The following is a 13,922-nucleotide window of genomic DNA, read 5'->3' as shown; positions in this document are numbered from 1 at the left end:
ATGTTTCAAGAAATTATAGCCTTTGCGATATTAGGATTAGCGGTTGCTTTCCTAATCAAAAAATTCTTTTTTAAATCTAAAAAGAAAAAAGACTGCGGCGGCGGAACCGATTGCGGATGTTCGTAATTTTTAAGGTTCTAAGACGCTAAGATTCTAAGGCACTACGACTAAATGCTAAAAGCTTCAAATAGATTTTGATTTCTATTTGAAGCTTTTTTTATGAGAAAAATGTCTTATTCTGTTGTTTTAAAAACTTAAAACAGCTAATTAGTATATTTTCTAAGATTAATTTTGGTGCTTAAAATATATTTAAGATGACACCAGAAGATAGAATGGAAGTAATTCGGGATAATAGAGTTGCCCGATTGTTGTGGTTTGCAATAGGTTTTTTCTGCGCAGTGGTTATTACCTATTTTACAATGAAAACCAATCATTAGTTTTTTCTCTGCTGTTTTAATTATACTTTTATCATATTAAAACAGCAAAAAAAACTTTCAAATGAATTTAAAAACTCCTTTATTTTTCTTTCTATTTTTATGTTTTGCTCAGAGCGGAATTTCTCAAACAAAAACAGATGCAAAACAAAATTCAAATAATACTTTCCTAACTTCAGACGGAGTTCCTTTATTTTTGAAAGTTTCAGGAAAAGGAGATGTCTGCATTTTTGTACATGGCGGTCCTGGCGCTTGGAGCAAGTCGTTTGAAGAATTTGGCGGAAATGTTTTAGAAGATAAACTCAAAATGTGTTATTACGATCAAAGAGGATGCGGCCGCTCAGGATCTTCTGCAGATAACAATTACAGCATGGACAGAATGATTGCTGATATTGAAGAAATTCGAGTTTATCTTAAAACAGATAAAGTATTTGTAATCGGACATTCATTCGGAGGAATTTTAGCCACTAAATATGCTGAGAAACATCCTCAACATGTAAAAGGTTTAATTCTATTGAATGCCACGCTAGATATTAACGATTCTCTTTTGAATCAAATTGCTTTTATGGGTAAAACTCTTGGAGAAGATTTTGCAGTAAAAAGCAAGGATTCAATCTTAAACACATTTTTTGAAGCTAAAACAAAAATTAAAAAAGCTGACTTAGATTATAAAATGTTGTCTGACAATAGAGCAAATGTTGAAAAACTGGATAGCATTGATAATAGTGAAAAAAGAAATTCCTCTTTTGCTCAGCATGCACTAAGCGGTCCGTTATATTTTGGCAATTTTACAAAAGAAACTGCTTCTATTAAAGTTCCAACTCTAATAATCTCAGGAACCAAAGACAACAATATTGGTCCGGAACATTATCGACTGTTCAAATTCCCAAATCAAGAAGTTAAGATTATTAAGGGCGGACATATTTTGTATTACGAACAAAACAAGGAATTTAAAAATGTGATTGAGAGATTTGTTCAGAAACTTACATAAGGAAAAGATGAAAGACGACTAAGACTAAAAGAAAAATTGTCTTATTCTAATGATTTAAAGACTTTTCTTGGTATAATCATACTCTCTATAAAATTACTTTTGAAGTGTTTAAAATACATTCCAAATGACAAGGTTTGAAAAAAGAGAAATGGTTAGAAATAATAGCATTACAAAGTTATTGTGGTTTTCAATAGGATTCTTATGCGCTTTTATAATTATGTGTTTTTTAAAATCGAGATTATAAATCTGCATAAGTCTCTATAGAGAAATTCATCACCAAATAAAAAAACGGCTCTAGATTAGAGCCGTTTTTCTTCTTATATCTAAATTAAATCTACTTCAACCCTTCCCATTCTGCATAAAACTGAGCGAGGAAAATTTCCATAAAACGATGTCTTTCGGCAGCGATTTCTTTTCCTTTTTGGGTATTCATTTTATCTTTTAACAACAAAAGCTTTTCATAGAAATGGTTTATCGTGGGGGCGTTGTTGTTTTTATACTCCTCTTTTGTCATATTGGTTACAGGAGCAATTTCTGGATTATATAAAGCTCTGTTCTTAAATCCTCCATAATTGAAAGCTCTTGCAACGCCAATTGCTCCAATTGCATCTAAGCGATCTGCATCTTGAACAACATCCAATTCAACCGAAGAGAACTTTCTTTCGAAATTTCCGCCTTTATAAGAGATATTTTCAATGATATTAACAACATGCGCAATTATATCCTCAGAAACATTTTCGGCTTCTAAAAACGCTCTTGCTGTTTTCGGTCCAATAGTTTCATCTCCGTTATGAAATTTGCTATCGGCAATATCATGCAATAAAGCACCCAATTGCACCACTGTAAGATCACATTCTGTTTCTTTGGCAATCAAAAGAGCATTTTTAAAAACACGTTCTATATGAAACCAATCGTGTCCGCCTTCGGCATCGTTTAGTTTTTCTTTAACAAAAGCAATAGTTTTAATAATCAATGCTGAATCGCTCATACAGAAGTTTTTACGGTTTATAAAAAAAGTTGATTGTTGAAAATTTTAATTCTCCAACAATCAACAATATATTTTAAAGCAACAATGTTGCTTTTTTAAATTTCAATCTAAAAATTCCAATCTAAAATCAGAAATCTAAAATTTAAAGTCTCGCTGGTTCAACCCATTTAAAGATATGAGATTCTTTAGGAATCACAATTCTTTCAGAGATTTTAGCCATACGTGCTGGCAATTTCATTAAGTAATCACGTGCTTTTTCTGCTTCGTCATTCAAATTGGTGATTTTGTCAATTTCCCATTTGTTGATTAATTTCTGCATGATTTCAACATAATCGTTTGCTGTGTAAACACCAATACGTTGTGCAGAATCTGAGAATTGTTCGAAAGCTGTGCTTATTTTTTGACCAGATTCTCTTAAAAAATGAGCCGGCATAACGATTTTTTGTTTCATCATGTATTGAAACGCCAACATCATTTCGCTTGGATCAACTTGGAAAATTCTAGTAACAAATTCACTGTATGCGTGGTGGTGACGCATTTCATCACCTGCAATCATTTTACACATTTTAGACAACTTGTTATCGCCAAATTTCTTAGCTATCTGAGCTACTCTATTGTGCGAAACATAAGTTGCTAATTCCTGAAAACTAGTGTACACAAAGTTTTTGTATGGGTCAGTTCCAGTTCCAATATCAAAACCGTCGTTGATAAGATGCTGTGTTGTCATTTCGATTTCACGCATATTTACACGACCAGACAAATACAAGTATTTATTTAAAAGATCTCCGTGACGGTTTTCTTCGCCAGTCCATTGTTTTACCCACTTAGCCCAGCCGTTTCCTTGACTTCCTTCTTGCTGATCTATTCCTTCTACATCCATTAACCATGATTCATATGTAGGCAATGCTTCTTCTGTGATGGTATCACCAACAAGCGTAACCCAGAAATCGTACGGAAGTTCTTTAGCAATTTCGCGTAATTCTTTTACCTCTTCAAAGAAGTTTTCTCCTTGAGAATTTGGTAAGAAATCCGACGGCTGCCAAATTTTTTCCACTGGAATTAAATACTGTTCAACGAAGCTATCCACGTTTTTTTCCAAAAACTGCATTACTTCTAATCTAATGTTTTTTATAGACATTACTTATTATAGATTTGGGTTTTACATTTTAGCTCGGACTAAAACTTAAACCTGTTTATATTCATTTATTCCTTCTTTAACTGCTTTTTCAGTAATCTCCATGAGCTCTTCAAACTTGTAATCTTTGACAGCTAAAGCTGGATGAGCTGTAAACTTCAGATGATTTCCTAAACCAACAGGAAAAAAACCAAATTTTACCATTTTCCAAGAATTATTGATACTCACGGGCACAACGTATGCAGATGGTGCATATTTGCATAAAATCTTTAAACCGCTTTGCGCAAATTCTTTTGGTACTCCCGTTTTACTTCTTGTTCCTTCTGGAAAGATAACGGCAGATCTTGTGTTTTTTTCGATATATTCAGACAAGCCTTTGATAACTGGTATCGCTTGTTTAGGGTCTTTTCGGTCAATTAGGACAGATCCTCCATATTTCAAATTATAAGAAACACTTGGAATTCCGCTACCTAACTCCTTCTTACTTACAAATTTACAATGAAAACGTCTAAAGTACCAAATCATTGCCACGATATCGTACATACTTTGGTGATTTGCCACAAAAATGATTGGCACACCTTTCGGAACCGTGTCTACCCCTTCAATCGTATATCTTGTTCCAACAAGGTTTGTACACTTTAAAAGGCAGAAATTTAAATAATCAACACTTTTTTTGTGAGCCTGGTAACCAAAAACATTTAAACAAATCCATTGAATTGGGTGAAAAACAACCAAACATAAACCAAATAATAAATAGTAAATTACCGATATTGGATAAGAAATAATTTTTTCCATGCTTCAAAAATTAATGCGCAAAAGTAGTAAATATATTTTTAGACTTATTAAAATTGAAAACAATAACTGTTTTTATGGTTTAATTGTACCTTTGCACTAGAATTTGCAAATTTTTTCTGAATTAAATGAACTTTACTTACCCTAAAAACGAGCGTTTAAAAAGCAAAACTACGATTGGATTACTGTTTTCTGAAGGAAAATCGGTATCTAAATATCCGCTTCGTTTGGTTTACCGTCAGGTCGAAGCAAATTCAGAAGAACAAACCAAGATAGGCGTTTCAGTTTCAAAGAAATACTTCAAGAAAGCCGTTGATCGAAATTATTTTAAAAGAGTTTTGAGAGAAACCTATCGTTTGAACAAACATTTACTTTTGGATAACTTGGATCAGCCATATTCGATAATGCTTTTTTATCAAACCAAAGACCGTTTATCTTACGAAGAAATCAATACCAAAATGATTCAGTTATTTGAGAAATTTGCAACTCAAATTAACAAACCTCTGGATTCTGAAACAAAAACAGAAGCATAAATTTCAAAACGTAAGATTATTAATCAAGTTAGACAAAAAAATCGTAGTTTTAGCTCTAAATTGAAATTTTATGCGACATCTTCTCCTTTTAGTTGTTTTTATTTTAGTTCTTTCTGGCTGTAGCAAAACTGGAGCTTCGGCTGATGAAAATGTAATCATTTCTTCGGTTAAAATGCCTGCAAAAGCAGAAAGCGTCTCTTATGACCGACAAGCAGATCCACTACAAGCACCTCCGCCTCCGAAGGTAGATCAACAAGTCGAACAAAAAATTATAAAAGAAGCAACTTTAAAATTTGAAACCGATAATTTAGAAAATTCATTCGCTCAAATTCAAAAAGCTGTTGCAAATAGTAAGGCTAGAATTATAAACGATTCTGAAGGAAAAGATTTTGCAACTCTTTTTAGAAATCTTACTATAAAAGTGCCTAGTCAGAATTTTGACCGTTTTATAAATGATGTTTCGAAAGGTGTTTCGTATTTTGAAGTTAAAAACATCTCTGCACAAGATGTTACAGAACAATATATTGATCTGACTTCAAGATTAAAAACAAAGAAAAAGCTAGAAGAACGTTATCTAGAAATTTTAAAGAAAGCCAATAAGGTTAGTGAGATTTTAGAGATTGAAGAACAAATTTCGACTATTCGTGAAGAAATAGAATCCAAAGAAGGCCAACTGAAATATCTGGAAAGTCGCGTTTCTGAAAGTACAATCACTATTGAATTTTATAAAACAATACCTGAAAAAGAGGGTGTCAAAATATCTTACGGCTCTAAACTTTGGAGCGCAATTGAATCTGGATTTTATACATTGTCCGATTTATTGCTTTCATTATTAAGCGCTTGGCCGTTTGTCATTTTATTTGTTGTATTTGCCTATTTTATTAGAAAAAGATTAAAAAGAAGAAAAAAAGAATAATCATGTATCCGTATTTCAAGAAGAAATTTATTATACCAGTCGCTGCGGCGGGAATGTTGTTTGTTGGAACCAGTTTTAGAGAAGATTTTTTTGAAATTGCCAAACAGATCGAAATTTTCACGACTTTGTTCAAGGCCGTAAATACCAATTATGTTGACGAAACGAATCCAGGAGATTTGATGGATAAAGCGATCAAAAGCATGTTGGCAAGTCTGGATCCGTACACGGTTTATTTTAACGAACAGGATGTAGTTAACTTTAAAATCAATAATACTGGAGAATATACCGGAATTGGCGCTTTGATTTCTAGAAAAAACGACCGTTTAATTGTTCGTGAACCTTATAAAAATTATCCGGCAGATAAAGCGGGACTTAAAGCGGGAGACGAAATTATCCAAATAGGTGATGTTTTGATTGCCGATTTTAAAGACGATGCTTCTCAATTATTGAAAGGAACAAAAAACACTAAAATCAACATCAAATATCTACGTCAAGGAAAACCAAGCACCACGGTTTTGGTTTTGGATGAAGTTGATATTAAATCGGTTCCTTTTTACGGAAAAATTGATGATAAAACAGGATACATTGTTTTAGCGCATTTTAGCAGAAAAGCTTCTGCTGAAGTAAAAGACGCTCTTGAAAAATTAAAAGCTGACGGAGCCAAACAAATTGTTTTGGATTTAAGAGGAAATCCAGGAGGTTTATTAAACGAAGCAATTGATATCTGTAATTTATTTGTTCCGAAGAATGAAGTTATTGTAACAACTAAATCTAGAATTGAAAAACATAATAATACTTATAAAACACAGAAAGAACCGGTAGATACTGAAATTCCGTTGGCAATTTTAGTAAACGGAAGAAGCGCTTCGGCATCTGAAATTGTTTCGGGTGCTTTACAAGATTTGGATCGTGCTGTTATTTTAGGAAGCAGAAGTTTTGGTAAAGGTTTGGTACAACGCTCTGTTGATTTAACTTATGGAACGCAATTGAAAGTTACTATTTCTAGATATTATACACCTTCTGGAAGATGTATTCAAGCTTTGGATTATGCGCATAAAGACAAAAACGGTGTGGCTCAAAAAACAGAAGCAAAAAACTTCAACGCTTTTAAAACCAGAAAAGGAAGAACAGTTTATGACGGAGGTGGAGTTTTACCAGATATCGAATTAGAAGAAACTAAAATAAGTCCGATTGCTACTGCTTTAACCAAAAACGATGGCGTTTTTGATTATGCTACATCATATTATTACAAAAATCCAAATTTAGGGGATAAGATTCCAACTCTTACCGATGCAGATTATGCGGCTTTTAAACAATTCCTAAAAACCAACAAAATCACTTTCGATACAGAAACCGAAGTGGCTTTGAAAAATACTTTAGCTGCAGCTAAAAAAGAAAAAATAGACGAGACGATTACTGCCGAATATCAGCAATTGTTAAATGCTTTAGAAAAAAGCGAAACGACTTTACTGGATAAAAACCAAAAAGAGATTAAAAACATGATCTTGGAAGAATTGATTAAGAGATATCAATATCAAGAAGGTTTGTATCAGTATTATCTAAAAAACAATTCAGAAATTAAAAGAGCAGTTAGTGTATTAAATAACCAAACAGAATATAAAACGATTTTAAAAATGTAGTGAATGAAGTTACCTCTAGCCCTGATTCTTTTTTCATTTTATACAGTAAACGCACAGCAAAAACCTGTTGAAACCATTTACTTTGAATTTGACAGGTATGATTTGACAGAAAAGCAAATCAATGTGGTTTCTAACTTTATAAAGAACATAGACACTTCTAAAGTAGAGTCTATACAGATTTATGGCTATTGCGATGATCGCGGCAACGACGAGTATAATTTTAGATTATCTAATAATCGGGCCAATACAATTCAGAATCTATTAGTTAAAAAAGGCTTCAATCAAAGTAAAATTGTTATTCTAGAAGGAAAAGGACGTGTTGTTGTAAAAGCAGATACTGTAGAAAATCTGCACGAAACACGTCTGCGAAATCGGCGGGTTGATTTAATTGTTGTTAAGAAAAATAGTTTCGGAAAAGGAATTCATTCTTCCTTCAAAGACATTTTAAAAGTCGGAGATAAAGTTTGCCTAGAGTCTATTTTATTTGATATTGGAAGTGCTAGATTAACTCCCAATTCTAAAAAGGAATTAGATAAAATTGCCATAACTCTTCAAGATCATCGAAACTTAAATTTTGAAATTCGCGGACATGTTTGCTGCACACCTGAAATTTATAGCGATGGAATTGACAGAGATACTAAAGAAAGAAGGCTTTCTTGGAACCGTGCAAAAACTGTTTTCCATTATTTAATTTCAAAAAAAATATCAAAAAGCCGCATGACCTATATAGGCTGCGGCAATAAATATCCGTTAGGAAAAGGCGATAATTACGATCGTAGGGTAGAATTTGTGATTACTAAAATCTAAGTTTTTAGAGCTTCTAAGATGCTGAGTTACTAAGATTCTATGCTTATTGCGTATTTATTTCATTATTTAGTTATTCTCGAATCATCTCAATATGCGGAATATCATCTTCTAAATACATTTCGCTGGTTTGAACAAAACCATGGCTTTCGTAAAATTTCTTTAGATACAATTGCGCGCCAATAGTTATTTTTTCTTTTCCAAAATTAGATTTAATTCCCGCAATCGCTTCCTGCATTAATTCATGCCCCCATTTTTTATCTCTGTAATTTGCATCTACAGTAACTCTTCCGATTGAAGCATTGTCAAAACTAATTCCAGCATCAAATAAGCGAGAATAGGCAACGATTTTACCTTCAAATTCTCCAATTAGGTGCAATGCTTTCTTGTCTTTACCATCTAGATCCAAATAAACACAATTTTGCTCTACTACAAAGATCTCACTACGCAATCTGAGTAAATCATATAACTCATGAACAGTTAATGCCTCAAAAGGCTTTATTTTCCATTTTAAATCCATTCTTCCTTATTTTTTGCCACAAAGGCACGAAGACGCTAAGTTATATTTTTTTTTGCTATGCTAAAGTTTCTAATAGAAATAGCAAAGGCACAAAGTTATATTCATATATAAACTTTATGCCTTTGCTCATTTGTAATTTGTGTCTTGTAGAAAAATTACTTTTTCGTCATAACAATTTCCATGCTTTTATATTCAGATCCGTTTTTCATATCGAACATTTCCATTTTTCTGGTTTTCGGATCAACGATTGTATAAATTTCGCGATATGGTGTTTTCTCGCCATTAACAGGATTAACCATTTCGCCTTTAAATTCCATACTCTTTGCTGCTTGATTGTATTTTCCCATGCCAACCATCATTCCTGTTCCCATATTATCGATAAAAGTGCTGGTATATTCTTCACTTGCGTTATTGTACGCAAGTGTAGCTTTTCCTTCAAAAGGTTGCCCCATCATTGTTCCTTTATAAACAGCTTCTTGATAACGTCCTCCTAAAATCATTTTGATTTCTGCTACTGAGGTCGATTTTTGTGGTTTACCATTTGGTTCTGTCCAAAATGTCATATCGCAGTTCCAACTTCCAACTTCATCGGCCATTAATTTATGTGCTTCACTTGGAGTTGCATAAGCGATCCAAGCTTTCATTTGCGCAGCAGAATCTAATGGCTCTTCAATAAGTGGTTCTTCCGTTTTTACGGCCAGAGAGTCTTTTGCAGTATCCGTTTCAGTTTTTACTTCTTTTTTACATGAAACTAAACATAAGGTTATTATTGCTAAGATTGCGGTTAATTTTTTCATAACTATTTGTTTTAATGTTTGTTACAAATAAAATTACGAAAAAAAATCGTGGTTTCGAATTTCTGTTTCTAAGTTGATGTGCCTTGTCTATTTTATCGTGAAGTTCTCAGAGAAATGCGCAGATTTTATCACGCAACTTTATTAACTTGAAACCTAAAGTAAAAACCATTATCGTTTATCGATTCTAACTGTTTTTATAATTGCCTCAAGATTTAGCATTAGATCACGTTCTTGATGTGATGGCGAATAACAGAATCCTTCGATAACCAAAACACGATTGAAAGTTGGATCTACTATAGCGTAATTGATAAATGGCCCAGTCATGAAATCGTTTTTCAATTCCCAAGTTCCTTTTGTTTCAAAGGCGTCTTTATTGTCTAAGGTTACCTTTGAAAAATACGGTGCGTAAGCTTCGCTGGTAATCATTTGCGTATTGGGTTCGCGTCCTTGAATGTATTTGCCAACCGAATCACGCATTTTGACAATTGCATTTACGACATCTTTTTTCTTCTTAAAATTGCTAAGCGGAATTTGGTAGATCAGTAAGCTAGTATTACCGCTTATGATTTCTTTTTTAAGCCAGATAAAATTCCTTTTGTGCAACATGTATTCATATCCTGTCGGAATCTGAATATTAATATGGAATTTGTTTTTTATAATGGCTTTATTCAATAGTGAAGTACTATTATCTTCTTGAATCTTTTGAATTTCGGCATCGTGAATAATTTTTATTATTTGAGCTGAGTTTAATTCTATACTGCAAATAATATCATCTACTGATTTTCCGTAAATACGAAAAGTATTGTGTGGAAGGTTTTTGCTTCGAATGATTTCGAATTTATCAGCTGTAGCTTTTTTTACCACAATAATACTTCGGCTATCGGTAACAAAACCTTCTAGCAATCTCGCAGGATATTGATTAATGGTAAAAAGTGGTTCTTCTTGAGTGAGTCCAAGAACTGGTGAGGCAAATTTATTTCTAATACTATCGCCCACTTCTCCATACCATAACTGGTCGTCTATAATGACCGAAATGGTATTTGTTTTCCCTGAGACTGTTTCTTGTTTTTCACTTTTGAAACAAGAAGTCAGGAAAAACGGAAGTAATAGCAATAAAAAATGGGTTTTATTCATTTTTTTAATTTATGAAATAAAACCCAAATTTAATAAGATTTTTCTATTATCCGTTTATTTTAAGTTTCATTCCCGGTTTAATATCTTCATCTTTAATACCATTCCATTTTTTAATATCTGAAATTGTTACTCCAGGATATTTTTTAGAAATGCTGTATAAAGAATCTCCTTTCTTAACGTAATAATCTTCGCTAACGTTTTTAGAAGGTGCTTTTTTCTTGAATGAATCAACCGAGTTTGATGCAATTGCTGTTGAAGCTGGCTCTTCTATAACTATTGCTGCTTTAGAAATAATAAGTGTTTTTCCTAAACCAATGTTATTTGAAGTTAAATCGTTAAGTTCTTTTAACTCCGCAATAGTCGTACCGAATTTCTTTGCAATGCTACCTAAATTATCTCCAGCTACTACAACATAGTCCATATCGACTGCTGTAGGTTTCGTTTTTTCTTCAGCAGAAGCAATAGCTTCTTCTTTTTTATCTATAACTGCATTTGCTTTAATAGCTGATGGTGAAGGTTCTTCAGATTTAATTTTTAAACTTCTGCCTATTGCAACGGCATTTGTTTTTAAATTATTCCATTTTTTAAGCTCGCTAATACTTACATTATACTTAGAAGCGATTGCGCCTAAATTGTCTCCTTTTCTAACTTTGTAAAATTCGAAATCTCCACTTTCAACTGCTGTTGCTGGTTTTGCAACCGCTGGTTTTGTTTTTGGAGTATACTTTATAGCTAATCTTGAATTAGTTGATTTCATTTCAGAATCATACTTCACATAAGCATAAATCTGATCTTCGTTTGAAACAAAAGTTGCTACTTTATCTTTTGGAAGACGAATAAAATGCTGTTCTCCTTGGTAAAACGGAACAACTCCCATTTTATAAGATGGATTTAAAAGCTGAATTTGTGATTGTGGCATGTCTAATAAATCTGCAATCTGTTTGAAAGACATTTGATTTTTGACTGCTATAGTATCTGTTTCGAAGTTTTTAACTACGGCTCTTTCTGGGTTAATTCCGTGTTCTTTGTGGTATTCAAAAAGGTACATTGTTGCTAAGAAAGCTGGAACGTAACCTTGAGTTTCTTTTGGAAGATAATTACGAATGTCCCAGTATTTTGTTTTTCCGCCAGAACGACGAATTGCTTTAGTAACATTACCTGGACCTGAATTATAAGAAGCTAAAACCAGTTCCCAGTCTCCAAAAATATTAAACATTTTGGTCATGTATTCTGAAGCTGCTGCTGTAGCTTTAAGAGGATCGCTTCTTTCGTCGATATAAGAATCAATTTTTAAAGCGTATTGTTTTCCGGTTCCGTACATAAACTGCCAAAGACCCGTGGCGCCCATTTTAGAAACTGCTTTAGGATTTAAAGCAGATTCTACAACGGCTAAATATTTTATTTCCAGAGGAACGTTTTGTTTTGCAAAAGCATCCTCAAACATTGGGAAATAATATTCTGATAAAGCCATTAATCGAGAAAACGATTTTTTACGGTTCTTAAGAAATGACTTTATTATATTTTCTAAACCTTGATTGTATTGAATTTCAAAAGGTGATTTCTGATTCATCGCCGCCAAACGCTGTTTTAGCAATTCGGTTGGAAGTTCTTCATCAACAGTAACATCTTTGTTAATGGTTTGAATGTCTTTGGTTAGATCATCATAAATATCTAGACTTACTAATTCGTTCATCCAAAGACTGTCTACTTTTGTAGCTAGATTGTCTTTTTTGAAAGTACTTTTAATAGAATCTAAATATGAAAGTTTAACCTCTGGCTTCAATTCTACATCTGTCTTTGCCGTTTCTTGAGCACAGACAGCTAACGAGAAGAAAGCCGAAACCACTAATGATAATTTTTTTACAATCATATAACATTATTTTAAAATTCTGTAATTCAAACAATTACAAGAGTTGTATTTTTGCAAATCTAAGCCCTTTATCGAAGAAAAGTGTTTAAAAAAATGTTAATTGTGATTTTTTAGTCTAAAATCGCAGCGATTCCAGGTAAAATTCTTCCTTCTAACATTTCAAGCATTGCCCCGCCACCAGTAGAGACGTAGCTCATTTTATCTTCAAATCCGAACTGTTTTACTGCTGCAACAGAATCTCCACCACCAACTAATGAAAATGCTCCATTTTGAGTAGCTTCTGCGATATAATCTCCTAATGCGATTGTCCCTTTAGAGAACGTTTCCATTTCAAAAACTCCTAATGGACCATTCCAAAGAATTGTTTTTGACTCTAAAATTACTTTTTTGAAGTTTTCTAGAGATTTTGGACCTGCATCTAAACCTTGCCATCCATCAGGAATTGCAGTTACGTCTACAACCTGAGTATTTGCATTGTTTGAGAAATCGTCTGCAGCAATAACATCAACAGGAATATGTACCTGAACTCCTTTTTCTTTTGCTAATCTTAAAATTTCAAGAGCTAAATCTAATTTATCATCTTCGCAGATAGACTCACCAATTTTTCCGCCTTGAGCTTTAATGAAAGTAAAAGTCATACCTCCACCAATAATCATGTGATCTACTTTATCTAAGATATTTTCGATAACGGTGATTTTAGAAGAAACTTTAGAACCTCCTAGAACGGCAGTTACAGGTTTTTCACTGTTTTTAAGAACTTTATTTAAACTGTCAATTTCTTTTGCCAATAATGTTCCGAAACATTTATCGTTTGGAAAAAATTGTGCAATAATTGTAGTCGATGCGTGTGCTCTGTGAGCAGTACCAAATGCATCGTTTACATAAATATCTCCAAGAGAAGCTAATTCTTTAGCGAAAGCTACATCTCCTGCCTCTTCTTCTGCGTGGAAACGTAAGTTTTCTAATAAAAGAACTTCGCCTGGTTTTAAATCTTTTGCTGCAGTTTGAGCTGGTTCTCCAACGCAGTTTTCAGCAAATTTTACTTGAACTCCTAAAATATCAGAAGCTGTTTTTAAAATATGTTTTAGAGAGTATTTCTCTTCTGCTCCTTTTGGTCTTCCAAGGTGTGACATTAAAATCACACTGCCACCTTGTGCTAATATAGCATCAATTGTTGGTTTTGCCGCTTCGATACGTGTTGTATCTGTTACATTAAAATTCTCATCCAATGGCACGTTGAAGTCAACACGGATAATTGCTTTTTTATTTTTAAAATCGAAATCGCTTAAAGTTTTCATCTGCTAATTTTTTTAATTTTTTGAAAGAATAACAAATATAGAACTTTTAGCGTAGTCTAAATTTCAAAAA

Annotated in this window: 15 protein-coding genes; 7 read left to right on the top strand and 8 right to left on the bottom strand. The window is 33.0% G+C overall.

The genetic code is table 11. The features are described 5' to 3' along the window. The 3 genes from JC605_RS04830 to JC605_RS04825 all read left to right on the top strand — a co-directional run bounded on the left by JC605_RS04830 (position 1) and on the right by JC605_RS04825 (position 1,425). Positions 1–126 (top strand): FeoB-associated Cys-rich membrane protein, encoded by a 126-nt coding sequence (locus JC605_RS04830; protein ID WP_198855110.1) that lies wholly within the window; start codon positions 1–3, stop codon positions 124–126. 188 nt (positions 127–314) lie between these two features. After that, a complete protein-coding gene (locus tag JC605_RS23835; RefSeq protein ID WP_255562386.1) occupies positions 315–437 on the top strand; it encodes a hypothetical protein in 123 nt (40 codons plus the stop codon). Positions 438–498: 61 nt separating this feature from the next. Continuing rightward, a complete protein-coding gene (locus JC605_RS04825) occupies positions 499–1,425 on the top strand; it encodes an alpha/beta fold hydrolase (RefSeq protein ID WP_198855109.1) in 927 nt (308 codons plus the stop codon). 334 nt (positions 1,426–1,759) lie between these two features. On the opposite strand, the gene JC605_RS04820 is transcribed toward JC605_RS04825, so the two are convergent. From JC605_RS04820 to JC605_RS04810, 3 genes are all read right to left on the bottom strand, one after another. After that, positions 1,760–2,413 (bottom strand): HD domain-containing protein, encoded by a 654-nt coding sequence (locus JC605_RS04820; protein ID WP_198855108.1) that lies wholly within the window; start codon positions 2,411–2,413, stop codon positions 1,760–1,762. A 142-nt stretch (positions 2,414–2,555) separates the two neighbouring features. Further along, positions 2,556–3,551 carry an acyl-ACP desaturase gene (locus JC605_RS04815; protein ID WP_198855107.1) on the bottom strand — a complete coding sequence of 332 codons (996 nt, stop codon included), beginning with the start codon at positions 3,549–3,551 and terminating at the stop codon, positions 2,556–2,558. A 45-nt stretch (positions 3,552–3,596) separates the two neighbouring features. Next, positions 3,597–4,343 carry a 1-acyl-sn-glycerol-3-phosphate acyltransferase gene (locus JC605_RS04810; protein WP_198855106.1) on the bottom strand — a complete coding sequence of 249 codons (747 nt, stop codon included), beginning with the start codon at positions 4,341–4,343 and terminating at the stop codon, positions 3,597–3,599. Between the two features lie 125 nt (positions 4,344–4,468). Here JC605_RS04810 and rnpA point away from each other — a divergent pair, with 125 nt between their 5' ends. From rnpA to JC605_RS04790, 4 genes are all read left to right on the top strand, one after another. After that, complete coding sequence (gene rnpA / locus JC605_RS04805; protein ID WP_198855105.1) at positions 4,469–4,873, top strand: ribonuclease P protein component; 405 nt, start codon at positions 4,469–4,471, stop codon at positions 4,871–4,873. A gap of 70 nt (positions 4,874–4,943) precedes the next feature. Further along, positions 4,944–5,789 (top strand): DUF4349 domain-containing protein, encoded by an 846-nt coding sequence (locus tag JC605_RS04800; RefSeq protein WP_198855104.1) that lies wholly within the window; start codon positions 4,944–4,946, stop codon positions 5,787–5,789. A 2-nt stretch (positions 5,790–5,791) separates the two neighbouring features. Beyond that, the gene (locus JC605_RS04795; protein WP_198855103.1) at positions 5,792–7,429 is read left to right on the top strand and encodes a S41 family peptidase; all 1,638 of its coding nucleotides are present in this window, start codon (positions 5,792–5,794) and stop codon (positions 7,427–7,429) included. 3 nt (positions 7,430–7,432) lie between these two features. Next, entirely contained in the window at positions 7,433–8,236 is an 804-nt protein-coding gene (locus JC605_RS04790; RefSeq protein WP_198855102.1) for an OmpA family protein, read from the top strand. Positions 8,237–8,306: 70 nt separating this feature from the next. On the opposite strand, the gene JC605_RS04785 is transcribed toward JC605_RS04790, so the two are convergent. The 5 genes from JC605_RS04785 to pgk form a co-directional block, all read right to left on the bottom strand. After that, positions 8,307–8,753: a GNAT family N-acetyltransferase gene (locus JC605_RS04785; RefSeq protein WP_198855101.1), complete on the bottom strand. Its 447-nt coding sequence runs from the start codon at positions 8,751–8,753 to the stop codon at positions 8,307–8,309. A 155-nt stretch (positions 8,754–8,908) separates the two neighbouring features. Continuing rightward, positions 8,909–9,550: a DUF1579 domain-containing protein gene (locus JC605_RS04780; RefSeq protein ID WP_198855100.1), complete on the bottom strand. Its 642-nt coding sequence runs from the start codon at positions 9,548–9,550 to the stop codon at positions 8,909–8,911. 168 nt (positions 9,551–9,718) lie between these two features. Then, positions 9,719–10,684 carry a DUF4837 family protein gene (locus JC605_RS04775; RefSeq protein WP_198855099.1) on the bottom strand — a complete coding sequence of 322 codons (966 nt, stop codon included), beginning with the start codon at positions 10,682–10,684 and terminating at the stop codon, positions 9,719–9,721. 46 nt (positions 10,685–10,730) lie between these two features. Next, on the bottom strand, positions 10,731–12,554 hold the full coding sequence (locus JC605_RS04770) for a LysM peptidoglycan-binding domain-containing protein (protein ID WP_198855098.1): 1,824 nt from the start codon (positions 12,552–12,554) through the stop codon (positions 10,731–10,733). Positions 12,555–12,664: 110 nt separating this feature from the next. Next, positions 12,665–13,852, bottom strand: coding sequence for a phosphoglycerate kinase (pgk, locus tag JC605_RS04765; RefSeq protein WP_198855097.1), 1,188 nt, complete (start codon positions 13,850–13,852; stop codon positions 12,665–12,667). Positions 13,853–13,922: the final 70 nt, after the last annotated feature.

The sequence above is a fragment of the Flavobacterium sp. IB48 genome (assembly GCF_016405855.1).
Taxonomy (GTDB): domain Bacteria; phylum Bacteroidota; class Bacteroidia; order Flavobacteriales; family Flavobacteriaceae; genus Flavobacterium; species Flavobacterium ginsengisoli.
The sequence above is the reverse complement of the archived record's forward strand: the minus strand, read 5'-3'. Positions and strand labels throughout refer to the sequence as shown.